Annotated in this window: 23 protein-coding genes; 7 read left to right on the forward strand and 16 right to left on the reverse strand. The window is 63.6% G+C overall.

The window, feature by feature from the left end:
* Positions 1-35: 35 nt before the first annotated feature.
* The 3 genes from EL255_RS18195 to nudE form a co-directional block, all read right to left on the reverse strand.
* On the reverse strand, positions 36-1,304 hold the full coding sequence (locus tag EL255_RS18195) for an aromatic amino acid transport family protein (protein ID WP_042653116.1): 1,269 nt from the start codon (positions 1,302-1,304) through the stop codon (positions 36-38).
* 412 nt (positions 1,305-1,716) lie between these two features.
* On the reverse strand, positions 1,717-2,529 hold the full coding sequence (cysQ, locus tag EL255_RS18200) for a 3'(2'),5'-bisphosphate nucleotidase CysQ (RefSeq protein WP_042653117.1): 813 nt from the start codon (positions 2,527-2,529) through the stop codon (positions 1,717-1,719).
* A 35-nt stretch (positions 2,530-2,564) separates the two neighbouring features.
* The gene (gene nudE, locus EL255_RS18205; RefSeq protein WP_042653118.1) at positions 2,565-3,179 is read right to left on the reverse strand and encodes an ADP compounds hydrolase NudE; all 615 of its coding nucleotides are present in this window, start codon (positions 3,177-3,179) and stop codon (positions 2,565-2,567) included.
* A gap of 153 nt (positions 3,180-3,332) precedes the next feature.
* On the opposite strand from nudE, the gene yrfG reads away from it, so the two are divergent.
* Positions 3,333-4,001 (forward strand): GMP/IMP nucleotidase, encoded by a 669-nt coding sequence (yrfG, locus tag EL255_RS18210; protein WP_042653119.1) that lies wholly within the window; start codon positions 3,333-3,335, stop codon positions 3,999-4,001.
* Positions 4,002-4,070: 69 nt separating this feature from the next.
* Here the strand turns inward: yrfG and tyrS are convergent, their stop codons facing one another.
* Positions 4,071-5,330 carry a tyrosine--tRNA ligase gene (gene tyrS, locus EL255_RS18215; protein WP_042653120.1) on the reverse strand — a complete coding sequence of 420 codons (1,260 nt, stop codon included), beginning with the start codon at positions 5,328-5,330 and terminating at the stop codon, positions 4,071-4,073.
* A 143-nt stretch (positions 5,331-5,473) separates the two neighbouring features.
* Here tyrS and EL255_RS18220 point away from each other — a divergent pair, with 143 nt between their 5' ends.
* Positions 5,474-6,325, forward strand: a complete 852-nt coding sequence (locus tag EL255_RS18220) for a helix-turn-helix transcriptional regulator (RefSeq protein WP_042653121.1) — start codon at positions 5,474-5,476, stop codon at positions 6,323-6,325.
* Between the two features lie 50 nt (positions 6,326-6,375).
* On the opposite strand, the gene exeN is transcribed toward EL255_RS18220, so the two are convergent.
* The 12 genes from exeN to exeC form a co-directional block, all read right to left on the reverse strand.
* Positions 6,376-7,134 carry a GspN family type II secretion system protein ExeN gene (gene exeN, locus EL255_RS18225; RefSeq protein WP_042653122.1) on the reverse strand — a complete coding sequence of 253 codons (759 nt, stop codon included), beginning with the start codon at positions 7,132-7,134 and terminating at the stop codon, positions 6,376-6,378.
* Positions 7,135-7,335: 201 nt separating this feature from the next.
* Positions 7,336-7,827 (reverse strand): GspM family type II secretion system protein ExeM, encoded by a 492-nt coding sequence (gene exeM, locus EL255_RS18230; protein ID WP_042653123.1) that lies wholly within the window; start codon positions 7,825-7,827, stop codon positions 7,336-7,338.
* Positions 7,824-9,008, reverse strand: a complete 1,185-nt coding sequence (exeL, locus tag EL255_RS18235; protein WP_126623407.1) for a GspL family type II secretion system protein ExeL — start codon at positions 9,006-9,008, stop codon at positions 7,824-7,826. Before exeL ends, exeM begins: the two co-directional genes overlap by 4 nt.
* A gap of 156 nt (positions 9,009-9,164) precedes the next feature.
* Positions 9,165-10,175, reverse strand: coding sequence for a GspK family T2SS minor pseudopilin variant ExeK (gene exeK / locus EL255_RS18240; protein WP_170176018.1), 1,011 nt, complete (start codon positions 10,173-10,175; stop codon positions 9,165-9,167).
* On the reverse strand, positions 10,165-10,818 hold the full coding sequence (gene exeJ / locus EL255_RS18245; protein WP_042653126.1) for a GspJ family T2SS minor pseudopilin variant ExeJ: 654 nt from the start codon (positions 10,816-10,818) through the stop codon (positions 10,165-10,167). The genes exeK and exeJ overlap by 11 nt, the downstream gene beginning before the upstream one ends.
* A gap of 71 nt (positions 10,819-10,889) precedes the next feature.
* Positions 10,890-11,249 (reverse strand): GspI family T2SS minor pseudopilin variant ExeI, encoded by a 360-nt coding sequence (exeI, locus tag EL255_RS18250; RefSeq protein ID WP_084228322.1) that lies wholly within the window; start codon positions 11,247-11,249, stop codon positions 10,890-10,892.
* Entirely contained in the window at positions 11,246-11,809 is a 564-nt protein-coding gene (gene exeH / locus EL255_RS18255) for a GspH family T2SS minor pseudopilin variant ExeH (RefSeq protein ID WP_042653127.1), read from the reverse strand. The genes exeI and exeH overlap by 4 nt, the downstream gene beginning before the upstream one ends.
* Positions 11,810-11,853: 44 nt before the next feature.
* Entirely contained in the window at positions 11,854-12,285 is a 432-nt protein-coding gene (gene exeG, locus EL255_RS18260) for a GspG family T2SS major pseudopilin variant ExeG (RefSeq protein WP_042653128.1), read from the reverse strand.
* A 99-nt stretch (positions 12,286-12,384) separates the two neighbouring features.
* Complete coding sequence (gene exeF / locus EL255_RS18265) at positions 12,385-13,605, reverse strand: GspF family T2SS innner membrane protein variant ExeF (RefSeq protein ID WP_042653129.1); 1,221 nt, start codon at positions 13,603-13,605, stop codon at positions 12,385-12,387.
* Positions 13,606-13,740: 135 nt separating this feature from the next.
* The gene (gene exeE / locus EL255_RS18270; protein WP_042653130.1) at positions 13,741-15,246 is read right to left on the reverse strand and encodes a GspE family T2SS ATPase variant ExeE; all 1,506 of its coding nucleotides are present in this window, start codon (positions 15,244-15,246) and stop codon (positions 13,741-13,743) included.
* The gene (gene exeD, locus EL255_RS18275) at positions 15,246-17,315 is read right to left on the reverse strand and encodes a GspD family T2SS secretin variant ExeD (RefSeq protein WP_042653131.1); all 2,070 of its coding nucleotides are present in this window, start codon (positions 17,313-17,315) and stop codon (positions 15,246-15,248) included. Before exeD ends, exeE begins: the two co-directional genes overlap by 1 nt.
* Positions 17,316-17,336: 21 nt before the next feature.
* Positions 17,337-18,218: a GspC family type II secretion system variant ExeC gene (gene exeC, locus EL255_RS18280; RefSeq protein WP_042653132.1), complete on the reverse strand. Its 882-nt coding sequence runs from the start codon at positions 18,216-18,218 to the stop codon at positions 17,337-17,339.
* 188 nt (positions 18,219-18,406) lie between these two features.
* Here exeC and hslR point away from each other — a divergent pair, with 188 nt between their 5' ends.
* From hslR to EL255_RS18305, 5 genes are all read left to right on the forward strand, one after another.
* Positions 18,407-18,805 (forward strand): ribosome-associated heat shock protein Hsp15, encoded by a 399-nt coding sequence (gene hslR / locus EL255_RS18285; RefSeq protein WP_042653133.1) that lies wholly within the window; start codon positions 18,407-18,409, stop codon positions 18,803-18,805.
* Between the two features lie 108 nt (positions 18,806-18,913).
* Complete coding sequence (gene hslO, locus EL255_RS18290) at positions 18,914-19,798, forward strand: Hsp33 family molecular chaperone HslO (RefSeq protein ID WP_042653134.1); 885 nt, start codon at positions 18,914-18,916, stop codon at positions 19,796-19,798.
* A 149-nt stretch (positions 19,799-19,947) separates the two neighbouring features.
* A complete protein-coding gene (gene pckA / locus EL255_RS18295) occupies positions 19,948-21,573 on the forward strand; it encodes a phosphoenolpyruvate carboxykinase (ATP) (RefSeq protein WP_042653135.1) in 1,626 nt (541 codons plus the stop codon).
* Positions 21,574-21,749: 176 nt separating this feature from the next.
* Entirely contained in the window at positions 21,750-22,415 is a 666-nt protein-coding gene (locus EL255_RS18300) for a GntR family transcriptional regulator (protein ID WP_042653136.1), read from the forward strand.
* 33 nt (positions 22,416-22,448) lie between these two features.
* Positions 22,449-24,251 (forward strand): aminopeptidase P family protein, encoded by a 1,803-nt coding sequence (locus tag EL255_RS18305; RefSeq protein WP_042653137.1) that lies wholly within the window; start codon positions 22,449-22,451, stop codon positions 24,249-24,251.
* The last annotated feature ends 51 nt before the right edge of the window (positions 24,252-24,302 follow it).

Below are 24,302 nucleotides of genomic sequence, written 5' to 3' on the forward strand. Positions count from 1 at the left end.
TGCATTGATGGGCCTAGCGCGAGGCGCTGTGCCCCTTACTTCAGCAGGCTGAAGATCAGCGCCGACACCGCCAAGGAGCCGGTCAGCAGGATGAAGCCGTTCACCCAGCCCTGACGGAAGCGAGCCAGCGCCTCGACCCGGTAGATGGCCACCACCGGCATGATGAACAGGATCATGGCGATGACCGGGCCGGAGAGGGTCTCCATCAGGCCGAGGATGCCCGGGTTGAGCACCGCCGCCCCCCAGATGGCGAAGAACATCAGCGCTATGCCGAGCCTGTCCGCCTTCGCAATCGACAGGCCGGTGGGCTTGGCGATCAGGCTCTTGAGGCTCTCCCGCGCTCCCAGGAAGTGGCCGAGGAAGGAGGAGCTGATGGCGATGAAGGCGATGAGCGGTCCCAGGGTGATGATCACCGGGTTGTCGGTGATGTTGGCGAGATAGGAGAGCACCGAGACGTTCTGGGCCTTGGCCTCGGCCAGCTGCAGCGGGGAGAGGCTCAGCACACAGGAGAAGACGAAGAACAGCACGAAGCCCACCAGCATGACGGTGGTGTTGCGCAGGATCAGGCCGCTCTTGGCCTCCGCCTGCTCGCCATATTCACGGCGCTGCACGTTGGCGAAGCCGGAGATGGCGGCGGCGTGGCTGAAGGCGAAGACGGTCACCGGCAGCGCCAGCCAGACGGTGTTGAGGAAGCCGGCGCCGTCGAAGGCGGTCACCTCCGGCCAGTGCCACTGGGGGATCAGGTAGCAGGAGAGCGCCGCCAGGATGGCCGCCAGCGGGTAGACCATGAAGGCGAAGGCCCGCAGCATCGCCTTCTCGCCGGCCATCATCACCGCGATCATGGCAAACACCAGCAGGCCGGAGAGCATCACCCGGTTCGGGGTCGCCATGCCGAGCTGGTTGACCATGAAGCTCTCCACCGTGTTGGTCAGCCCCACCCCGTAGATGAGCAAAATAGGGAAGATGGAGAGGAAGTAGAGCGCCGAGATGAGGCGGCCGGCCATCTTGCCGAAGTGCTCCTCCGCCACCTCGGTGAAGTCGGCCTGGGGACGGGAGGAGGACAACACGAAGCGGGCCAGCCCGCGGTGCGCCAGGAAGGTCATGGGGCCGGCCAGCACGGCTACTATGAGCAGGGGCCAGATCCCGCCGAGACCCAGATTGATGGGCAGGAACAGGATGCCCGCGCCGACAGCGGTGCCAAACAGGCTGATCACCCAGTGGGTGTCATGACGGCGCCAGCTGCTGGTGGCGATGGCTGGCTGGGAACCAGACAGCTCCTTGGTAACCTCTGCAGATAAACTCATCGATAATTCACTTATGGTCAGTATTTTAATCTGCACATATTGTGGTTTATCCGAATTTAATTCTCAAAACGCGGCACTGAAACATATCACTACCATTACGGGCTCGGGCCAGTGAGATTGGGAACAGGATCTGGATCACGGAATCCTGTAAAACTACAAATTGGAAATTTTGCGATATATAGAACCAAAATAAGATCCATATCCATTTTTTTATTTTGACCAAACTTGAGTTTGCAGGATTACCTGAAAAATATGCCAATTCTCATGGCGCCCTTGTGATGATCCACTGTTATCTTCGCGATTTGATAGCGGATATCCCTGCTCATCACGGATATAACCAGCGGATCACACCAAACAATCAGGCGACCCCGAGGTCGCCTGATTGCTGATCAGCGGTGATTTTTCAGCCGGCTCAGTGCGCCAGTATCTTGCCCCAGTCGAGATCCGGATCCCCCATCACGATGAAGTCAGGGTTCTCCAGCGACTCAGTTTCGTTGTAGCTCAGCGGCTGCAGGGTCAGGCTGAGGATGCGGCCACCGGCCGCCTCGACGATGCACTGGGCGGCGGCGGTGTCCCACTCGCCGGTGGGGCCGAGCCGCACATAGCAGTCGGCGGCCCCCTCCGCCACCAGGCAGGACTTGAGGGAGCTGGAGCCGAGCGGGATCAGCTCGTAGTTGAGAGCCGGGTTGAGACGGCGGGTCAGCCTCTCCAGCTTCTGGCGTCGGCTGATGGCCACCACCAGCGCATCCGGCAGGTCGTGTTCATGGTGCATGGCGCTGATGGGATAGATCTCGCCCCCCACCTCCTTGAAGGCGCCGTGGCCGCGCACAGCCCAATAGAGCACGTCGGATTCCGGGGCGTAGATGACGCCGAGCACAGGCACGTTGTCCCGCACCAGGGCGATCAGGGTGGCGAAGTCGCCGCTGCCGGCGATGAACTCGCCGGTGCCGTCGAGGGGATCTACCAGCCAGTACTGCCGCCAGTTGGATCGCTGGCTGAAGGGCACATCGGCCGCCTCTTCGGTCAGCACGGGAACATGGGGAGTGAGCGCCGACAGCGCCCCCTTGAGGTAGGCATCGGCAGCAAGATCGGCACTGGTGACCGGGGTCGCATCCTCCTTCAGCTGACGCTCGAACTGACCGCCGTGATAGATTTCGTGAAGGATCCGACCCGCTTCACGGGCGATCTCCTTGACCCCAGGCACCCAGGCCAACAACTCCTGCATCTTGCTACCCTCTGTTTTTATTACCCTTTATACCCTTATGGGCGCTTCTTCTCCTGCTCCGCCAGCCACTTCTTGGCCAGCAGCAGGGCACTGATGCTGCGCGACTCGGTGAAGTCGGGGCGCGCCAGCAATTCGTCGATGCGGTTGAGCGGCCAGGGGATAACCTCGAGCGGCTCCGGCTCGTCGCCGATGCGCTGCTCGGGGAAGAGATCCCGGGCCAACAAGATATCCATCCGGCTGGAGAAGTAGCCGGGGGCCAGCGACACCTGCTTGAGGGGGATCAGGCTGTGGGCGCCGAAGCCCGCCTCCTCCATCAGCTCCCGGTTGCCCGCCTCTAAGGCATTCTCACCCGGATCGATCAGCCCCTTGGGGAAGCCGAGCTCGTAAGAGTGGGTGCCCGCCGCGTATTCGCGCACCAGCAGCAGGGTGTGCGCGTCGAACAGCGGCACCACCATGACGGCGCCTCTGTTGCCACCGCGCATCCGCTCGTAGACCCGCTCCTCGCCGTTGGAGAATTTCAGATGCAGGGACTCCACCTTGAACAGGCGGCTCTCGGCCACGATCTCGGCGCTGAGGATGACGGGTTTGCGCTTGTCCTGATCCATCATCTCGGCCTCGAGTCGCTCGGGTTTGCTCTTGTTATGATCCATCGTCGGGCGCTGATTGCCGGTTAAAAAATAGTGCTTCAAGAGTAAACGACTCCCACCCCGAACACCACGGGGCAAGGCGGGGAAAGATGCCGGAAAAATGCGTTATAGTGGCGCTCCTTTTTCAGCGCCCTGCGTGACACCAAGAGACCTTTCATGCCGACCCCACTGCCCTGGCACCAGATAGATACCGTTCTGCTCGATATGGATGGCACCCTGATCGATCTCCATTTTGACAGCCACCTCTGGCAGCAGCTGGTGCCACAGCGTTACGCCGAGCGTCTCGGGTTGCCGCTGGCCGAGGCCAAGGCACAAATGGATGCCCACGCTCAGGCGGTCAGCGGCACCCTCGACTGGTACTGCGTGGATTACTGGAGCCGGACTCTGGGGCTGGACATCCGTGCCCTCAAGCAGGAGATCCTGGAGAAGATCCAGTGGCGACCCAATGCCATCCCCTTCCTGGCCGCCCTGCGCGCGGCGGGCAAGCAGCTGGTGCTGTTCACCAACGCCCACCCCGCCAGCCTCTCGGTCAAGGAGGCGCGGCTCGGACTGGGCGCGCACCTGGATCTGATGGTCAGCACCCACGAGCTGGGCTGGTCGAAGGAGAGTCAGCAATGCTGGCAGGCGCTGGCCGAGCGGCTGGCGTTCGATCCGGCTCGCACCCTGTTCGTCGATGACAGCGAGCGGATCCTGCGGGCCGCCGCCGACTACGGCATCGCCCATAGGCTCGCCATCCAGAACCCGGACAGCCGCCAACCCGAGCAGCAGATCACCGCCTTCCCGGCGATCAGGGATTACGCCGAGCTGCTGCCGCTGGCGGTCTGAATCTGCCGGCGATCACGTAGCAACAAGGGCTGCCCAGGCGGCCCTTGTCATGCTCGCGCCGCTGTCGCCTCAGTCCAGCCACTCCACCAGCTGATACTGCTTCTTGCCACGGCGCAGCAGCAGGTAACGACCAAACAACCGCTCGCCCTGAGCCAGCCGCTCATCCTGCCTGAGCGCCCCGTTGAGGCTGATGGCCCCCGCCGCCAGCAGCTCGCGGGCGATGCGGCGGGAGCCGGCCAGGCCGCATGTTACCAGCAGGCTGATCAGATCCTGCGCCCCCTCCACCCGACAACTCGGCATGCCATCCTGCGCCAGCTGGGCAAGATCGCTCTCCCCCAGGCGGGCCACCTCGCCACAAAACAGCAGCTCGCCGATGCGCCGCGCCGCCGCCAGCGCCCCCTTGCCGTGTACCAGCTCGGTCAGCTCGTCCGCCAGCACCTGCTGCGCCCGCTTGCGCCCCTCCCGCCTGGCGTCTTCCGCCTCCAGCGCCTCGATGGCCGCGAGCGGCATCAGGCTGTAGTAGCGCAGGAAGCGGTAGACATCCTCATCCGCGGTGCCTAGCCAGAACTGATGGAAGGCGTAGGGCGAGGTGAGCGCCGGATCCAGCCAGATTGCGCCCCCCTCGGTCTTGCCGAACTTGGTACCATCCGCCTTGGTGATGAGCGGCAGCGTCATGCCATAGACCTGGGCCCGGTGCAGGCGGCGGGTGAGATCCATGCCGCCGGTGATGTTGCCCCACTGATCGTTGCCGCCGATCTGCAGGGTGCAGCCGAGCCGCTCGTGCAGCACGGCGAAGTCCTGGGACTGCAGCAGCGCGTAGGCGAACTCGGTGAAGGAGATGCCCTGCTCCGGGCGAGCCAGCCGCTGGCGCACCGATTCCCGCGCCAGCATGGCGTTGACCGAGAAGTGCTTGCCGATGTCGCGCAGAAAATCGAGGGCCGACATCTGCCCCGTCCAGTCGGCGTTGTTGACCAGTTTGGGCGTCACCAACCCGTCGCCGGCGGGCAACAGCGCCTCTATCTGGGCCGACAGGCTGGCGACCCAGCCCTGCACCGTCTCGCCGCTGTTGAGGCTGCGCTCGCTCGCCTTGAAGCTGGGATCGCCGATGAGGCCGGTGGCGCCGCCCACCAGCGCCACCGGAATGTGACCGGCGAGCTGGAAGCGGCGCAGCATCAACAGCGGCACCAGATGACCGATGTGCAGGCTGCCGGCGGTGGGGCAATAGAGGGTGCGCGGCACGGCCAGATGATCGCGCAGGGCGACGGGGTCGGAATTCTGGGCGACAAGCCCGCGCTGGCTCAGCTCGTCCAGCAGATGGGGGTTGAACATGGGGTCTCCAACGACAGAGGAAAAGCCGCCATCCTCGCCGTTCGACGTGAGCGCGACCATGTCCCCCAGGGGACAGTTTTGTCACCACCGTGCTAGCATGCCAGCCGAATGGGGCCGCGTGGCCCCCTGCCTCGGAGCCACCCATGACCTGCGCCGCCCTCACCACAGATCTGACCGCCGTCGTCGATGCCCTGCACGGCAGCGCCTTCCCGGCAGCGCTGGTGCACCTCATCCAGCACCAGGTGGCGTTCGACTGCGCCCTGCTGCTCGGGGTTGGCCAGCGCCCCCTCTATCTCTATGACAACCTGAGCCATCAGCGGGAGCTGCTGTTCGACCGCTATCTCACCGGCCACTTCGGCCAGGATCCCTTTATGCAGGCGCTGGCGCGCGGGTTAAGTGCCGGGGTCTGGACCCTGGCGGAGCTGTCCAACGGAGCCCTAGATCCGGACTATCGCCGGCGCTTCTATCAGGCCACCGGCTGGCAGGAGGAGGTAGGGCTGATCCTGCCGATACGCGAAGGGCTGACGCTGATGCTGTTCCTGGGCCGACTCGGCAAGCGCCACGCCCTGCGCCCGAGCGAGCGGGCCAGGCTGGAGGAGCTGTTTCCGCTGATCCACTCCCTCTGCCGCCAGCACTGGCAGCAGCCCCAGCCCCTGCTGGCGGAGAGTGCCGCCAAGAGTGTTGCGACAAGTGCCGCCGACGGGGATGGAACTGGACCGGACGGCGCCACCCTCAAGGCGGCCATTACCCGGGCGATGGCCAGCGTCGGCGGGGATCTGCTGACCCGCCGGGAGCGGCAGGTCGCCGGCCTGCTGCTGCAGGGGCTGGATACCGAGGCCATCGCCGCCGAGCTCGGCATTGGCAGCGGCACGGTGAAGAATCATCGCAAGCACCTCTACGCCAAGCTGCGGCTCGGCTCCCGGGCCGAGCTGTTCGGCTTCTTTCTAAATCACCTGATCACCACGCCGGGACAGGGCCAGATGCCGGCCCCATAACGACATCACCCCGCCGGGGCGGGGTGATGATGGTCAACAGTGACGCTGGCTCAGATCCGGCCCTGATAACGCAGCGGGAAGCGCCCCTGGCCGTCGGGCTGGCCGAGGAAGGGCAGCCCCTGCTTCATCTGATCCGGCAGCTCGGGGCCCGGCTTGAGCGTGCCCTGGAACAGGTACTGGCGATTGGCCTGCAGCTCCAGCTTGCCCAGCACCTGTACCGCCTCCGAGCCCTGCTTGATCTCGGCCACCAGCCGGGAGTCGAGACAGGTCAGCTTGACCTCAGGATCCCCCAACTGCAGCTTGCCGGCCGGGGTATCCGCCTCGGCGCCGTACCAGTGCAGGTTGCCGTAGAGCTCCTCGCACCAGGGATTGCCCTGGGCGAACTGATCGACCTTCAGCTGCAGCTGACCCACCGCCGTCAGGGGGAAGGGTGACCGCATGGGCACCCGCTCCAGCACCCAGGGCGCGGGGGCGTTGAGGATGATGTCACGGCCGAAGGCCGCACCGTTCCAGCCGATCACCCCCTGCCCGTTGAGGCCAGAGCGATCGCCGAAGCGCAGGGAGAGCTCGGGGGCGAGGCGCAGCAGCGACCAGCCATTGAGATCCCAGCGCAGCTGGGTGAGCGACTCGCTGGCGTATTGCAGGCGGGCCACCTGGCCACTCCAGAGGGTGCCGCTCACCCCCTCCAGCCGCACCTGATTGGCCGGCAGGGGCAGATAACGGACCACCAGGGTGGCAGGCAGCTGCGCCAGCAGGAACCCGAGATAGGTCAGCAGGAACAGGCTGGCAATCAGAACTCTTTGCTTCATTGGAAACGACTCGATGGCAAGGGGTTGACCTTGACCCGCCCCGGCACCAGACCGGGACTGGCCATCAGAAACGGGCCGGCAATCAGGACAGCCAGTATCATAGAGGGCGACTCAGTTGCAGGCATCTGACCTTGACCAGGCCCGGTGCCAGATTACCGAGAGAGGCCATCAGAAACAGGCCGACAATCAGAACAGCTAGCGTCATAGAGGGCGACTCAGCTGCAGGCGTCTGACCTTGACCAGGCCCGGCGCCAGATTTTCACGGGCCACCTCGATGATCTGCACCTGCACCCCGTGCTGATCGGAGAGGGTCGCCAGCCAGAGCAGCAAGTCATCGAAGGGAACCGTATCGATCCACACCTGCAGCTCCTGCCCCTGGGGTTGCAGCCGGGCTATCTTGATCTTCTGGTTGAAGGCGGTGCGGTTCACCACCCCGTCCAGGGTGCCGCTGGTGTCGATCTGGCGGCCGCTGCCGGCCTGCATCGCCAGCACATCCTGCCCCTTCTCCTTCAACCAGGCCAGGGTTTGCTGCTGGTTGATCACCTGCCGCTCACGCTCGGCGATGCGGTTGGCCACCGGCTGCCAGATGAGCCAGTAGCAGAGCCCGATCAGGAAGATACCGCCCCCCACGGCCACCAGCCGCTGCTCGCGGGTGCTGATGCCACGCCACCAGCCTTGCAGTTTGTCCATCATGATGATTTACCCTTGAGTACCAGTGCCCCTTCGACCTTGCCCTCGGTGCTGCGCACCTCCCCTTGCTGCACCTCGAAACGCTTGCCCGCCAGCTCGCGGAAGCGCTCTATCTCGGTGAAACCGGGGGCGGTGACCTGCAACCTCAGCTCGCCACGCGCCGCGTCGAAGCGCAGCACCTCGGGCTTGAGGCCGGGCACCTCGGCGAACACCGGGGCCAGCTCGGTCAGCAGCAGCAAGACCCCATCCTGCGGGGCCTGCCCCATCAGCTTGAGGTGCTGGGCCATCTGGCTGCGGACGTTGACGATGCGGGTCTCCCCCGGGAAGATCCGGGTATAGACCTGCCGGATCTCGGCCTTGAGCGCCTTGTCCTGCTCCGCCAGCTGATAGAGATGCACCCCGCGCTGGGTCAGCGCCACCAGCAGCAGCAGCCCCGCCACCACGGCCACCTTGCGCCACTGCAGCCAGTAACGGGAGTATTCGGTCTGGGGTCGATAGGGCCCCTGCAACAGGTTGGCCTGGCAGCCGAGCGCTCCCTTGGCCAGCAGCAGCATGGGCAGCTCGGGATCCGCAGCCAGCCAGTTGGCGGCCGGGATGGCGGGCGCCGGGGTATGGGTGTGGATGGTGACGGGCTCGGCCTGGGCCGCCAGCAGCATGGCCAGCAGCGACTCCTCAGCCACTATGCCCTGGCAGGGGCCCTGGCGCAGCAGCCACTCCTCCCCCAGTTGCAAGGCCGACCACCCATCGCTGGCGAGCGGCAGTGCCAGCACATCCGGCAGCAGTTGCAGGCTGGTGAGCCCCGCCTGCTGCAGCCAGTCGAGCCAGCCCTGCATCTTCACCTTGTCCACCGCCATCAGGTCCACGTCGTGGCCCTGATGAGCCAGCACCACCAGATGCAGCGCCTCCACATCGGAGGCGATCTGCTCCTCCAGCAGGTATGGCAGGGCCGCCGCGGCCTGACGGTTGTATTTACCCGGCAGGCTGACCCGCCGGAAGATGAGATCGCTGCCCGGCACCAGGGTCACCACGGGGCGGCCACCGGCCCGCTCGCGCAGCTCCCCCAGTCCATGGGCGGATGCCAGGGTGCCGGAGGCGATGATCTCCTGCTCCTGAGTCGACCAGACCAACCAGTGCACCGGCTGCTGCGCATTGGTCCCCAGACGGATGACCAGACTCTCGCTCACAAATAGTTCTCCTGCCATGCCCGCCGGCATCCTTGTCGATGGGCGGGGCCGCAGCCTAGGGCTGCAGTCCAGATTAGGGACGGGCAGACGGCGGCCTGTGGCCACCGTCTGCCCTGTTATGTCGCATTGTCATTGCCGCCAGGGCACGACGGCCTGCTATTCGGCGCCGTTGTTCAGACGGCGCAGCATCACCAGCTTGTTGTCCTTGCCGCGCTGGAATACCGTCTCCAGCCGGGCCCGTGCATCACCCACCTCGGCCAGCAGGCTGGCCTCGAAGTAATTGCTCTTGATGACCAGTGCGGCGTCGAGTCCAGGGATGGTGCTCGATAGCACCTGGAGTTGATCCGTCAGCTCCTTCTTCTCCTTCCAGCCCTTCTGGGGGCGGCCGCTCAGCGCCTGCCTGGCCTCATCTATCCCGATCCTGCCCTGGTAGAGGCCGACCAGCAGTGCCGCCCGCGCCGGCTTGATGGTGTTGATGTTCACCTCCAGCTTGTCATTGGGCAGGGCGCAGACATAGGGCGCCAGCCTCGCATAGAGCGCGCCGCTCACCCCGCGCACGGCCCGCAATTCATCCGTACTCAGCAGCCACTGGTTGGCCGTCAGATAAGGGGGGTTGAGCCCCTCGTAATAGGCATCCTCGGCCCCCTGGCTGGACACCAGCTGGGTGTCCTTGTCGGTCCAGTCACGGATGGCATCGGTGAGCTGCACCGCCTCGTATTCGTCGACCTCCAGCTCCGCCAGCAGCGCCCGGAATACCTTGGCCGGGTAAGGCTGCTTCTCCAGATCGTCGCCGTCCTCCCCGTCTTTCTTCGGTACGCTCAGGCTGTTGAGGTTGAAGCAGGATTGCAGATCCCGCACCCGGCCGGACAGGGTGCCGTCATCCACCGGGAAGACGCCATCCTCGCGGGCCCAGTTCTGACCCAGGTTCACCACCTCTGGGTCGTCCTTGAAGTCCTGGTTGAGCACCTTGATCACCAGCGCCTCGGCCGACATGGCATACCACCAGGCCTGCTTGCCGGTGGTGAGGTTGCTGGTGCGGCGCAGCTCGAGCTGCAGCCGGCCGCTCATGTTGCTGGCGATAATCACCATCACCGACAGGATGAGCAGCACCACCAGCAGCGCCATGCCCCCCTGCCGACCGGGGCGGGATCGACGGTTAGCGCCCATTTTCCGCCCTCTGGCCACCGGCCCCGATCAGGAACTGACGGCGAATGGTGCCGTAATCTTCCAGCTCCAGCTCTACCGCCAGCCCATAGGGCAGCAGATCGCGCTGGGTCCACTCCTCCTTCCAGACCCCGCCGTCATAGAAATAGATCCGCAGCGCCGTCACCCGCGTCAGCACCGGCTGGATGCGCGGCTCTGTGCCGATCGAAGGATCCGGGTAGAGGTAGCTCAGCCGCTCCAGGGTCTGATCCTTGAGCCGCCAGCCCACCCGCTGCAGCCCGGAGCGCGGCAGTATGCCGTCCGGGTTGAGCCAGCCGCCGCGAATGAAGGCCATGCCCCAGTCGTCGCTCTGCTGGCCGAAACGGGACGCCGCCAACAACACCTTGTTGTTCTCCCCCTCGCTGCGACCGCTGCGGGGCACCATCTGGCTGACATCCCGCTCCAGCAGGCCGAACGCCAGCTGCAGCTCGGCCAGCCGGGTCTCCTTCTTCTTGGCTACCTCGTCGCTGGTGAGTACCCCCTGCAGCACCTGATAAGCCCCCATGCTCAGGCTGGCGAAGATGGCGATGGCCACCAGCATCTCCAACAGGGTGAAGCCAGTCTCGCGTGTCGACCTCAGCGGATGACGATGGCGGTGCCGCCTCATGGCGGCCGAAGCAAAGTCTGTCATCGGCTGACGATATGGGTGCCGCATCGTGGCGGCCGAAGTGAAGTCTGTCATCGGCTGATATAGGTCCGCATCATGGCCACCGGGCTCTCGGCCTTGGCCTCGGTGCGCACCTCCACGTCCAGCGCCTTGAAATTGTTGTCGGCGGTGGCGACACCGCGATAGCGCCAGTACCAGGTCTGCCCGGCCATCTCTTCTTCCCCTGCCACCCAGCTGTCGCCGGGCCACTTGCTCTCGAGCTTCTGCTGCACCAGCTGGTTTTCCACCACCCAGGTCGCCAGCGTCTTTTCTTCCAGATAGTTGAGGCCGGAGAGATGCTCGCTGGCGGTCTTCATCACCGCCAGCCCGGCGATGGCGAACACCGCCAGCGCCACCATTACCTCCAGCAGCGTCATGCCACGGGCCTTCACTCTTCTTCCTCGACCGCATCTTCCAGCAAGGAGAGGCGACCAAATTCGTCCCCCTTGACGGTGCGCAGATACTTTTCATCGTCATTTTGCTGGCTCAGGCTCAGCACGAAGGGGGTGAGCTCGCCACCGGGGAAGATCAGCACCTGAGGGGTGCGCTCCTCCTCATCTCGTCCCTGCTCGGTCTTCTCGTCCGAGTCAGTCTTCCAGCTGAAGCCCTCCAGCGCTATGGTCAGCGTCATCTCCTCCGGCAGCGTGACCTGGCCGAGGATCTTGTCGTCGGTCAGCGCCCGCCACTTGCGATCCTTGGCCGCACGCGTCATGAACTGCCAGCTGCGCTCTTCGACCCTCAGCCCCACCAGCCGGCCATCCATCACCGAATACTCCTGCGCCTGCTGCAGGGTCGCCATGAAACGGCGCGCCTGCTTGTCCAGCTCGCGATCCCCCTTGGCTCCCCCCATGCTGAGGGTGACGGCGGTGGCCACCAGCCCCATCAGCATGGCGACCAGCAAGACTTCCAGCAGGGTGAAGCCGGATTGACGACGGGTCGACGCCAACCTCACGACAGCCTCGCCAGCAAGATCTGGAGAACGGCGCAGTCAGTCACTTATTGGAAATCCTTCAGGTTCCAGTTGCCGATGTCATCATCGGTTCCGGCCTCGCCATCCAGCCCGGTGCTGAAGATGTCGAGCTTGCCGAACTGGCCCGGGCTCAGCAGCTGGTACTGGTTGCCCCAGGGATCCTGCGGCAGGCGCTTGATGTAACCCCCTTCCCGGTAGCTGCGCGGCTCAGGAGCGGCGGTCGGCTTGTTGACCAGCGCATCCAGGCCCTGCTCCGTGGTCGGGTAGCGGTTGTTGTCCAGCTTGTACATGTCGAGGGCATTCTCCAGCGCGACTATGTCGGAAACCGCCTTCTGCTGATCCGCCTTCTCCTTGTTGCCCATCAGATTGGGCACCACCAGACTGGCCAGGATCCCCAGGATCACGATGACCACCATGACTTCCAGCAGGGTAAAACCGGCTTGACGACGCTTGTGCATTGCTATGACTCCCTAACGAATGAGATGACGTGTGTCATCGGAAAATGATCATGTGATCGTGTTCGGTCCCCGTGGTGGTGACGGCCTTCGCCCTCCCCATCACAGGTTGACCATGTTGTTGAGCTCGAGGATCGGCTGCAGGATCGACATCACGATAAACAGCACCACCCCTGCCATGGAGACCACCAGCATGGGTTCGAACACCCCGAGGGCGATGTTCACCTGGGTTTCGAACTCCCTGTCCTGGTTGTCTGCCGCCCGCTCCAGCATGCTGTCGAGCTCGCCGCTCTGCTCGCCTGAGGCGATCATGTGCAGCATCATGGGCGGAAAAATCTTGGTTTCATTCAGTGCCTTGCGCAGGCTGGTACCCTCACGCACCCGCTCGGTCGCCTCGCCGATCCGGTTGCGGGCGAAGTCGTTGGAGAGCACCTCGCCGGCGATCTTCATCCCCTCCAGCAGCGGCACCGCGCTGGCGTTGAGGATGCTTAAGGTGCGGGCGAAGCGGGCGGTGTTGAGGCCGCGGCTGACCCGGCCTATCACCGGCAGGCGCAGCAACACCCCGTGCCAGTGGCGGCGCCGGGTCTCATCGCTGAGCCACCAGCGCCAGACAAAGCCACCGATAAACAGCAGCAGCAGGAACCAGAGCCCGTAGTGCTGCATCAGCTCGCTGGTACCGATGAGGAAGCGGGTGGTCGCCGGCAGTTGCTGGCCCATGTGCTCGAACTGGGCCACCACCTTGGGCACCACGGCGGTGAGCAGTATGGAGATGACCCCCACCGCCACCAGGGTGAGCACTATGGGGTAGATCATCGCCTGCAGCAGCTTGGTGCGCATGTGCTGGCGCTGCTCGGTGTAATCGGCGAGCCGGTTCAGCACCTTCTCCAGGTGCCCGGACTTCTCCCCGGCCGCCACCATGGAGCGAAACAGCTGATCGAAAACATGGGGGAAGGCTCCAAGGGAGTCGGCAAGGGAGTAGCCCTCCACCACCTTGCTGCGCACCGTCGCCACCAGGCTGCGCAGATGGGCCTTCTCGCACTGCTCGGCCACCGCCCGCAGCGCCTCCTCTATGGTGAGGCCGGCTCCCACCAGGGTCGCCAGCTGGCGGGTGATCAGCGCCAGCTCGGAGGTGGACGCCCCGCGCCGGAACAGCACGAAGCGATTCGCCTCCCGCTTCGCCTTCTCGGTGGTCTCGTTCACCTCGAGCGGGGTCAGTCCCTGCTCGCGCAGCAGCTGGCGTATCTGGCGGGCGGAGTCACCCTCCATCACCCCGGATTTTTGTCTGCCCCGGCCGTCGAGGGCCTTGTATTCAAATGCTGCCAATCCTGTTGCTCTCCTGCGCTGGCGCCGTGATGCTATTCAAATGCCGATGTGCCGGTCAATCTTGCCGGGTCACGCGCAGCATCTCTTCCTGGATTTGGCTCTGCCCCTTGGGCAGCTTGCCTGTGCCGGACGAGATCAATCTTCCCGGGTCACCCGCAATACCTCTTCCAGGCTGGTCTGACCCAGCAGCACCTTGTCGATGCCATCACGGCGGATGCTGGGGGTATGGCCCCGGATCAGGCGCTCTATGACCAGCTCGCCGCTGGCACCGTGGATCGCCTCGCGCACTGTGTCATCGATCACCACCAGCTCATGGATACCGGTCCGGCCACGATAGCCGGTATGGTTGCACTGCTCGCAGCCGACCGGGCGCCACATCAGCTGATCCGGCGCCAGCTCGATGCCCATGGCGAGCCGCTCCTGCTCGGTGATGGGGTGCTGGGTGCGGCAATCCGGGCAGAGGGTGCGCACCAGCCGCTGGGCCAGCACCGCCAATAGCGAGGAGGAGAGCAGGAAGGACTCGATCCCCATGTCCCGCATCCGGGTGATGGCACCGATGGCGGTGTTGGTGTGCAGGGTCGACATCACCAGGTGACCGGTCAGCGACGCCTGCACCGCTATCTGAGCGGTCTCCAGATCGCGGATCTCCCCCACCATCACCACGTCGGGGTCCTGACGCAGGATGGCGCGCAGGCCGCGGGCGAAGGTCATGTCGACCTTGCTGTTGACCTGGGTCTGGCCGACCCCCTCCAGGTCATATTCGATGGGATCTTCCACCGTCAGAATGTTGCGGTCCCGCGAGTTGATCTCGGACAGCGCCGCGTAGAGGGTGGTGGACTTGCCCGAGCCGGTCGGGCCTGTCACCAGGATGATGCCGTGGGGCTTGCGGATGAGCTCGCTGATGATCTTGCGATTGGCCAGCGTCATGCCGAGCTGCTTGAGCTCGAGCCGCACGTTGTTCTTGTCGAGCAGACGCAGCACCACCCGCTCGCCATAGCTCGACGGCATGGTCGAGACCCGCACGTCCACCGCCCGGCCGCCGATACGCAGGGAGATGCGACCGTCCTGGGGCACCCGCTTCTCGGCGATGTCCATGCGGGACATGACCTTGATGCGTGACACCAGCAGAGAGGCGAGCTTGCGGTGGGGCCGCAGGATTTCTCGCAGCACACCATCGATGCGGAACCGGATGACCAGCACCCGCTCGAAGGTCTCGATGTGGATGTCAGACGCCTCCTCCTTGATCGCCTCGCTCAACATGGCGTTGATGAGGCGGATGATGGGGGCATCGTCGTCGGCGTCAAGCAGATCCTCGCTCTGGGGCAACTCCTCCGCCAGGGCGAAGAAGTCCATCTCGTTACCGAGATCCTCCATCAGCTGGCGTGCCTCGGAGGAGTCACGCTGGTAGTGGGCCGTCAGCAGATCTTCGAATTCGTCGCTGCCCAGCTGCTCCACCGCGAAGTTGCAGCCCGCCACGCGCCGCACCTCCAGCAGGGTCTGCGGCGCGACGCCCTGACGACAGAACAGCAGGGGGGCGCCCTGCCGCTCGGTCAGGATCACCCCGAAGTTGCGGGCGAAGGCAAACGGCAGCTCGGGCAGCGCCGCCGGCAAGTCGGATCCATCGAGTTGGTAGGCCGCCATCAGGGCTGCCCCTGCACGAAGGGTTGCCCCTGGGCCGGCGCCTGTTGCACCTGGGAATGCGCCCCGGTGGCGGTCGCCTGCTGCTGGGCCTTCATCAGCTCAATCTGCTTTTGCACCTCGGGGGAGAGCATCACGTCCTGACCATAGGCGGGCAGCACCTGGCGGGCCGGCGAGGTGGCATAGCCCTCCTCGGCCGCCAGGTTCAGCTGCTCGGCGCGGAACAGGGTGTACTTGTTGCTGGAGACGCCGGAGTAGACGTTGGCATCCCGCAAGATGGTCGGTCGGATAAACACCATCAAATTGCGCTTGGCGGTGGTGTTGGAGGTGGAGCGGAACAGGTAACCCAGCACCGGAATGTCCCCCAGCAGCGGGACCTTGGAGACCTGCTCCTTGGTCTGCTCATCCATCAGGCCGCCCAGCACCACGGTTTCGCCACTCTTGACCAGCACCGCGTTCTTGACGGTACGGGTATCGAAGGTCGGACCCAGGTTGGCAGTCCCGGCCGCCTGGGCCTGGGCCACGCTGGAGACCTCCTGCTCTATGTTGAGCAAGACGGAGTCCCCTTCGTTGATCTGGGGCGTCACCACCAGCTTAGTCCCCACCGTCTTGCGCTCTATGGTGTTGAACACCTGATCGCTGGTGGTGGAACTCTGGGAGCCACTCTGCACCGGCACTTCCTGGCCGACGTTGAAGGAGGCTTCGTGGTTGTCCATGGTGACTATGCTCGGGGTCGAGAGGATGTCGTTCTTGGTGTTGGTCGACAGCGCCGTCACCAGCATGGCCCAGTCGCCCTTGTAGAAGCCGGCGGCCATGCCGCTGAAGCTGCCAAGCAGGTTCTCGAGCCCCTCGGTGTTGCCGTTATCCTTGTAGTCCTTGCCCGCGATGATGGCCGGCCCGATCGGCAGACCGGTATTGGTGAACTGGGTGCCGCCGCCGTTGGCATTGGCCCACTGCACCCCGAGGTTCAGGCCGTCGCCGTCCTGGATCTCGACGATGATCGCCTCCACCAGCACCTGGGCACGGCGGATGTCGAGCTTGGCGATGACCTGCTCCAGCTCGGCCATCACGTCCGGCTGGGCGGTGATCACCAGCGCATTGGTGGTCTCGTCGGCGGAGATGGCCAGTTGGCCGCCACCTATGCTGGCACCGCCGGTGGCAGCCGCCGCAGTACCGCCCTTCTTGTCGGCCGCGATGCTGGAGCTGACCCCCTTGAGCACATCCACCAGATCCTTGGCCTTGCCATATTTCAGGTAGAAGACCCGGGTGTTGCCCTGGCTCTGCAGATCCTTGTCGAGCTGACGCACCATCTGGATGATGCGGGCCCGCGCCTTGGGCTCACCGCTGATCACCACCGAGTTGGTGCGCTCGTCCGCCACCACCTTGGGAGAGAGCAGTATGGAGGCGTTGGCCCCCTGGTTGTTGCCATCCTTGTTGAGGTTGGTCACCAGCCGCACCATCTCGCCGGCCGAGGCATATCTCAGCTTGATGACGTCCATGTCCTGATCCCCCGCCCGGTCTACCCGGCGCACGACCTCGACCAGACGATTCACCACGGCGGCACGGCCGGTGATCAGCAGTACGTTAGAGGGCTCGTAGTGCACCACGTTGCCGCCGCCGGCGTTGTCGTTGAGCTGGCGCAACAGGGGCGCCAGTTCGCGCACCGAGACGTTGCGCACCGGCACCACCCGGGTCACCATCTCGTCACCCACGCCAGGGTTGCTGTCGTCCACCACCGGGATGGAGGAGGTCTTGGCATCCTTGGCGCGCACCACCTTGAGCACCCCGTTGTTCATGGGCACCACGGCGAAGCCATAGACGTCGAGCACGCTCAGGAAGAACTGGTAGTACTGATCCTCATTGAGCAGATCGTAACTGCGGACATTGATCTTGCCGCGCACCGAGGGCTCGATGATGATGGTCTTGTTCAGGTTCTTGCCGACCGTGTTGATGAACTCTTCGATATCGGCATTCTTGAAACTGGCGGCATACTCGGTGGCCCAGGCGGAGCCTGCCATCATCAAGGCCGCCGCAACCGTGGCCAGACGCCAGCCTTTCCCTTTATTTATCATTCTTGGTGCTACTCCAATTCATTATTCTGACAAGCCGACATACACATCGTAGAGCTGTCCTTGCCGTTCGACGGTGACGGTCATTTCCGTGGCGCCAGCCACTTGCTGCATAGCCTGCATGGCCTGTGCGTTATCCCGCAGATCCAGGCCATTGATGCTGACCGCCAGATCGTTGGCGACCAGTCCGAGTTGAGTGAACAGTTCAGGTTTGCTGCCCGGGTTGAGACGATAGCCGACCATGCGGCCATCGACCCGGACCGGGGAGATATTGAGATAATCGGTGATCTTGCCAGGGTTGCTCATCAATTCGCTGCGCACCGAGGAGAGCTGACCAGCCTGGCGCGCCACCTTGGGCAGCGGTTTGCCGTACTCCTCGCCGTCCAGCATCAGGGTCTCGTCACGGCCATCGCGGGCGATGATGACCCGATCGGCAAACACCTGCCGGATATTGGCCTGGGTACCGTCGATGTAATCGCCGATGCCATAGGAGTTTTGCAGGCCGTTGTGGGCGATGATGGCGATGGATTTGGTGGAGTCAGAGCTCGCCAACACCCCGTTGAGCTGGGCGTTGAGCTGGGTCTTGGGGGCATCCGCCGCGACGGCCGCGGCCACATCGGCCGCCTGGGCCTGCTGCGGCGCCTTGCCAAACAGGGAGAGCCGGCTGACATTGCTGAGATCGAGGCGGGAGGCTTCGCCTCCCTGACCGGCCACGACCGACGGCTGCCAGGCCGGATTACGCGAAGACTGGGTCAGATCGAACAGACGCCAGGTAAGGCCGGCACACTGATGGGCCAACAGCAGCAGCAGCAACCAGAACAGCGGTTGGCTGAAACGGGAGAATGGCACGCGGTTGCAACGAGCCAGAAGGGTACTGAATAAATCACCCCTGAACGGTAGCGTCATGTTTCTCAAAATATTCTGGCATCCATATCGATTGGCTATTGTGTACGGCAATGGACCCAGAGACAACCGACCGGATGGGATGACGCGGTGAAAATCCAGATCCCGTCACACCCTGTCCCCCTGTTTCTATCCAGGGGCCTGCCTCTGGTATAATCAAGCTCCCCTTTCAGCCATCCCGGAGTCGATTCATGGCGAATCCAGCAGAAAGCACAATCCAGGTCCGTCTCGACAAATGGTTGTGGGCCGCGCGTTTCTACAAGACCCGCAGCCTGGCCCGGGACCAGATAGATGGCGGCAAGGTGCATTATAACGGCCAGCGCAGCAAGCCGGGAAAGATAGTCGAAACCGGCGCCCTCATCCGCTTCTGGCAAGGCCAGGACGAGCGGGAAGTCAGAGTGCTGCAAGTCAGCGAGCAGCGCAAGTCGGCCCCCCTCGCCCAGCAGCTCTATGAAGAGACCGAGGAGAGCCTGAAGAAACGGGCCCAGAACAGCGAGGCGCGGCGTTTCAACAGCCAGTTTGCCCCAAGCCCCGAGCGTCGTCCCGACAAGCAGGAACGGCGCCAGCTGCTCAAGGTCAAACAATATTAGTCCACCTTGATGGCCCTTTTATGACGCCAGGCGGCTAGATAAGTTCCTAACCGCCTGTTTAACAAAATATTTATCAATTTACACCACCGAAGACCCTAGGAATGCATGATGAGTAACCAAGATCTCCTGTATCGCTATCTGTTCGAAGAGTACGAAGTGCGTGGGGAGCTGGTCCAGCTGGACAGCACCTACCGCCACATCGTGGAAGCCCAGAACTACCCGGTGCAGGTGCAAAAGTTGTTGGGTGAACTGCTGGTCGCCACCAGCCTGCTGACCGCCACCCTCAAGTTTGAAGGCTCCATCACGGTGCAGTTGCAAGGGGACGGTCCGGTTCGCCTGGCGGTGATCAACGGCGATCACAACCAGCAGTTGCGTGGCGTCGCCCGCTACGAAGGCGACCTGCCGAGCGATGGCAAGCTGCAGAGCCTGATCGGCAACGGCCAGCTGGTGATCACCATCAGCCCGGAGCAGGGCGAGCGCTATCAGGGCATCATCGCCCTCGAATCCGACACCCTGGCCGGCTGCCTTGAGCAGTACTTCGCCCAGTCCGAGCAGCTCGCCACCCGGCTCTGGATCCGCACCGGTCATCATGAGGGGAGCCCCCGCGCCGCCGGCATCCTGCTGCAGGAGCTGCCGGCCCAGAGCGAGGATCACAGCGCCGACTTCGATCATCTGATCCAGCTCACCAGCACCATCAAGGACGCAGAGCTGTTTGGCCTGGAGGCCGAGGAGATCCTCTACCGCCTCTATCACCAGGACAAGGTGCGGGTGTTCGATCCCCAGGCGATCGAGTTCCGCTGCACCTGCTCCCGCGCCCGCTGCGAAGGGGCCCTGCTGCAGATAGAGAAGGAGGAAGCGCTGGCCATGGTGCAGGAGCTCGGCAAGATCGACATGCACTGCGACTATTGCGGCGCAGAGTACCAATTCGATGGGATCGACATCGAAACCCTGTTCAGCAGGGCTCCCGATAATGATGCAAACAAGTTACACTAAATGAAGGCGGGTCAAACCCGCCTTTAACTTAAATAACAAAAAAATACCCTATTTTATAAAGTTTGATGGCGATCGCTAAAATCTACCACCTAGGTGGTAGCATGAAAGCCAGATAGAACCCTACAAACCTCTGAACCCAGGAGAACATAATGACTATCGTGGCAGAACCCACCCTGGCCCAACAATTACAACTAGACCAGTACGGCATCAAAAACAGCCAAGAAATCGTTCGCAACCCCTCCTATGAGCAGCTTTTCGCAGAAGAGACCCGCCCAGACCTGGAAGGATTCGAGCGAGGTGTCGTCACCGAGCTGGGCGCAGTCAATGTCAACACCGGCATCTTTACCGGCCGTTCCCCAAAAGATAAATATATCGTCAAGGACGCCACTACCCAGAACACTGTATGGTGGTCTGACCAGGGTAAAAACGATAACAAGGCACTGAGCCCGGAAGTCTGGTCACATCTAAAATCCCTGGTGACCAAGCAGCTCTCCGGCAAGCGTCTGTTCGTGGTGGATGGCTACTGTGGCGCCAACCCGGATACCCGCCTGGCGGTACGCATCATCACCGAGGTGGCCTGGCAGGCTCACTTCGTCAAGAACATGTTCATTCGCCCGAGCGAGGAAGAACTCAAGACCTTCAAGCCGGACTTCGTGGTGATGAACGGTGCCAAGTGCACCAACCCGAACTGGCAGGAGCAGGGGCTCAACTCCGAGAACTTCGTCGCCTTCAACTTGACCGAGAAGATCCAGCTCATCGGTGGCACCTGGTACGGTGGCGAGATGAAGAAGGGGATGTTCTCCATGATGAACTACTTCCTGCCCCTGCGCGGCATGGCCTCCATGCACTGCTCCGCCAACGTGGGTCAGGACGGCGACGTGGCCATCTTCTTCGGCCTGTCCGGCACCGGCAAGACCACCCTCTCCACCGATCCCAAGCGTCAGCTGATCGGCGATGACGAGCACGGCTGGGACGATGACGGCGTGTTCAACTTCGAAGGCGGCTGCTACGCCAAGACCATCAAGCTCTCCAAGGAAGCCGAGCCGGACATCTACAACGCCATCCGTCGCGATGCGTTGCTGGAGAACGTGACCGTGGCCGCCGATGGCACCATCGACTTCAACGATGGCTCCCGCACCGAGAACACCCGGGTCTCCTACCCCATCTATCACATCGAGAACATCGTCAAGCCGGTCTCCAAAGCGGGTCATGCCACCAAGGTGATCTTCCTGACCGCCGATGCCTTCGGAGTGCTGCCCCCGGTCGCCAAGCTGACCAAGGAGCAGACCAAGTATCACTTCCTGTCCGGCTTCACCGCCAAGCTGGCCGGTACCGAGCGCGGCATCACCGAGCCGACCCCGACCTTCTCCTCCTGCTTCGGCGCGGCCTTCCTCAGCCTGCACCCGACCAAGTACGGCCAGGAGCTGGTGAAACGGATGGAAGCCGCCGGCGCCGAGGCCTACCTGGTCAACACCGGCTGGAACGGCACCGGCAAACGGATCTCCATCAAGGATACCCGTGCCATCATCGACGCCATCCTGGATGGCTCCATCGAGAAGGCACAAACCAAGACCCTGCCGATCTTCAACCTGGAAGTGCCGACCGCACTGCACGATGTGAACCCGGCCATCCTCGACCCGCGCGACACTTATGCCGACCAGGCCGAGTGGGACGCCAAGGCGGTCGATCTGGCCGAGCGTTTCATCAAGAACTTCGAGCGTTTCACCGACACCGAAGAGGGCAAACGCCTGGTCGCCGCGGGCCCGCAGCTGTAACGCCAGCGCCCCTCGGTTACTGTCATCCCATACCGGTCAGCCTCGCTGACCGGTATTTTTTTGACCAATACCCGACCTTTGGCCCCCGCCATGCCTTGCCTTGCCGACGGTTGCGCGTTAGATTCAGCCAACTGTATACAATATACAATTTTGTAACGACGCCCTGTGACCCGAGCATGAACCCACCCTATCAGACCCGCACCCAGATGGTGATGGAGAACCTCCGCGGCCGGATCCTGCGCGGTGAATTTCCCGCCGGCGCCCCGCTGCGCCAGGACGCCATCGCCAAGGAGCTGGCGGTGAGCCGCATTCCGGTGCGGGAGGCGCTGATGCAGCTGGAGGCACAGGGGCTGGTGAAATTCGAGGCCCATCGCGGCGCCGTGGTCACCATGCTGGAGGCCTCGGCCATCGAGGAGCTCTTTTATTTGCGAGCCCTGCTGGAAGCCGATACCCTGTTCCACGCCGTCGACATGATGACGGAGGAGACCTTCGCCCAGGCGCAAGCCATCCTGGCCCAGTTTGATCAGGCACTCGAATCGGGCACCCAGATAGAACACTGGGCCGAGTTGAACCACCGTTTTCACGCCACCCTCTATCAGGCCGCCAATCGCCCCCGGGCACTGGAGCTGATCGCCCAGATCAATCTGAGCTGCGATCGCTATGTGCGCTTCGAGCTGCTGTTTGCTCAGGGCGGCATAGACAAGGCCGAACGCGAACACGCCAAGCTGCTGGAGCTGTGCCGCGCCCGTCGCAAGCACGAGGCCGTGGTACTGCTCAAGCAACACATCGAGGCGGCAGGCCAGTCGGTCAAGCAGATCCTGGCCAACGGCCACCACCAGTGAACACTCACCTCACCACAATCTGGCATTAACGACATGAACCATTTCGAGATTATTGAAACCCGCGTCGCCCAGGTCAGGACCACTCTGGCCACGTTGGAGCTGGACGCCTTCATCGTCCCCCACGACGACGAGCACCTGGGGGAGTACATCCCCGCCTACGCCGAACGTCTGGACTGGATCACGGGTTTCAACGGCTCCGCCGGGCTCGCCATCATCATGGCGCAGCGGGCGGCCCTGTTCATCGACGGTCGTTATACGGTGCAGGCCCGCCTGCAGGCACCGGCCGAGCTGTTTGAGTTTCTTCACCTGAACGAAGATCCCCACGTGCAATGGCTGGCAGAGCAGCTGCCGTCCGGCGCCCGGGTCGGCTTCGACGCCCGGCTGCACAGCCTGGCCTGGTACCAGAACGCCAAGGCGCTATTGAGCGAGCGCGGCATCGCGCTGGTCCGGGTCGAGGATAATCTCATCGATCTGCACTGGGCCGATCGCCCCGCCCCGACCAAGACCCCGGTCATCCTCTACAGCGAGGAGTTGGCGGGCCAGTCGAGCCAGGCCAAGCGCGAACTGCTGGCGAGCGATCTGCGCAAGCGCGGCCTGGATGCGGTGCTGCTGACCCAGGCCGAGCCCATCAACTGGCTGCTCAACCTGCGCGGCCGCGACGTGGAGCGTCTGCCGGTGGTGCTCGGCTTTGCCGTGCTCTACGCCAACACCAGCATGGATTTCTTCGTCGACACCGACAAGATCGACTGCGTCGCCTTCTCCCGCCACGTGGGACAGGATGTCTCCGTCTATCCCATCGACAAGCTGGGTGACGTGCTGCAGCGCATCGGGGAAGATCAGCAGAAGGTGCTGGCCGATCCGAACACCGCCAACGCCTGGACCCAGCTCACCATGGAAGAGGCGGGCGCCATCCTGGTGGCCGGTCAGGATCCGACCATGCTGCCCAAGGCGTGCAAGAACGAGGTGGAGCTGGCTGGCATGCAGCGCGCCCACCTGCGCGATGGCGTCGCCGTCACCCGCTTCCTCGCCTGGCTGGATCGCCTGATCGCCGCCGGCGAGTTCGAGGGGGTGGATGAGGGCACCCTGGCCGATCGGCTGGAAGCCTTCCGCCGCGAGCAGGACCATTATGTGGAGCCGAGCTTCGACACCATCTCCGCGCTCGGCCCCAACGCCGCCATGTGCCACTACCGTCACACCAATGGCGTGCCGCGCGCCTTCGGCCAGGACAGCATCTATCTGGTGGACTCCGGCGCCCAGTATCTGGATGGCACCACCGACATCACCCGCACCCTCAAGGTGGGTGAGGTGACGGATGAGCACAAGGCCATGTTCACCCGGGTGCTGCAGGGTCACATTGCCCTGGATCAGGCCCGCTTCCCCCGCGGCACCGCCGGCATCCAGCTCGACGTGCTGGCCCGCATGCCGCTGTGGCAGGCCGGTTACAACTACGACCACGGCACAGGTCACGGCGTCGGCCACTTCCTGAGCGTGCACGAAGGCCCGCAGCGCATCGCCCCCAAGGGCAGCCTGGTGCCGTTGCAGCCGGGCATGGTGCTCTCCAACGAGCCGGGCTACTACCGGGAGAATGCGTTCGGCATTCGCTGTGAGAACCTGGTGGTGGTGACCGAGCAGGAGCAGATCGGTGAGTTGCCGATGCTCGGCTTCGAGCGGCTGACCTATGTGCCGTTCGATACGCGTCTCATCGATCGCAGCCTGTTGAGCCCGGCCGAGTTCCGCTGGATCAACGACTACCATATGGAAGTCTTCCGCCGCCTGAGCCCGCTGCTGGACGGCGAGGATCTCGCCTGGCTGGAGCAGGCAACCAGCCTCATCTAATCGCAGACAATCGAGGTTGTCTGATGACACAGGGCCCAAGGGCCCTGTTTT

Source organism: Aeromonas encheleia, assembly GCF_900637545.1.
Classification (GTDB): Bacteria; Pseudomonadota; Gammaproteobacteria; order Enterobacterales; family Aeromonadaceae; genus Aeromonas; species Aeromonas encheleia.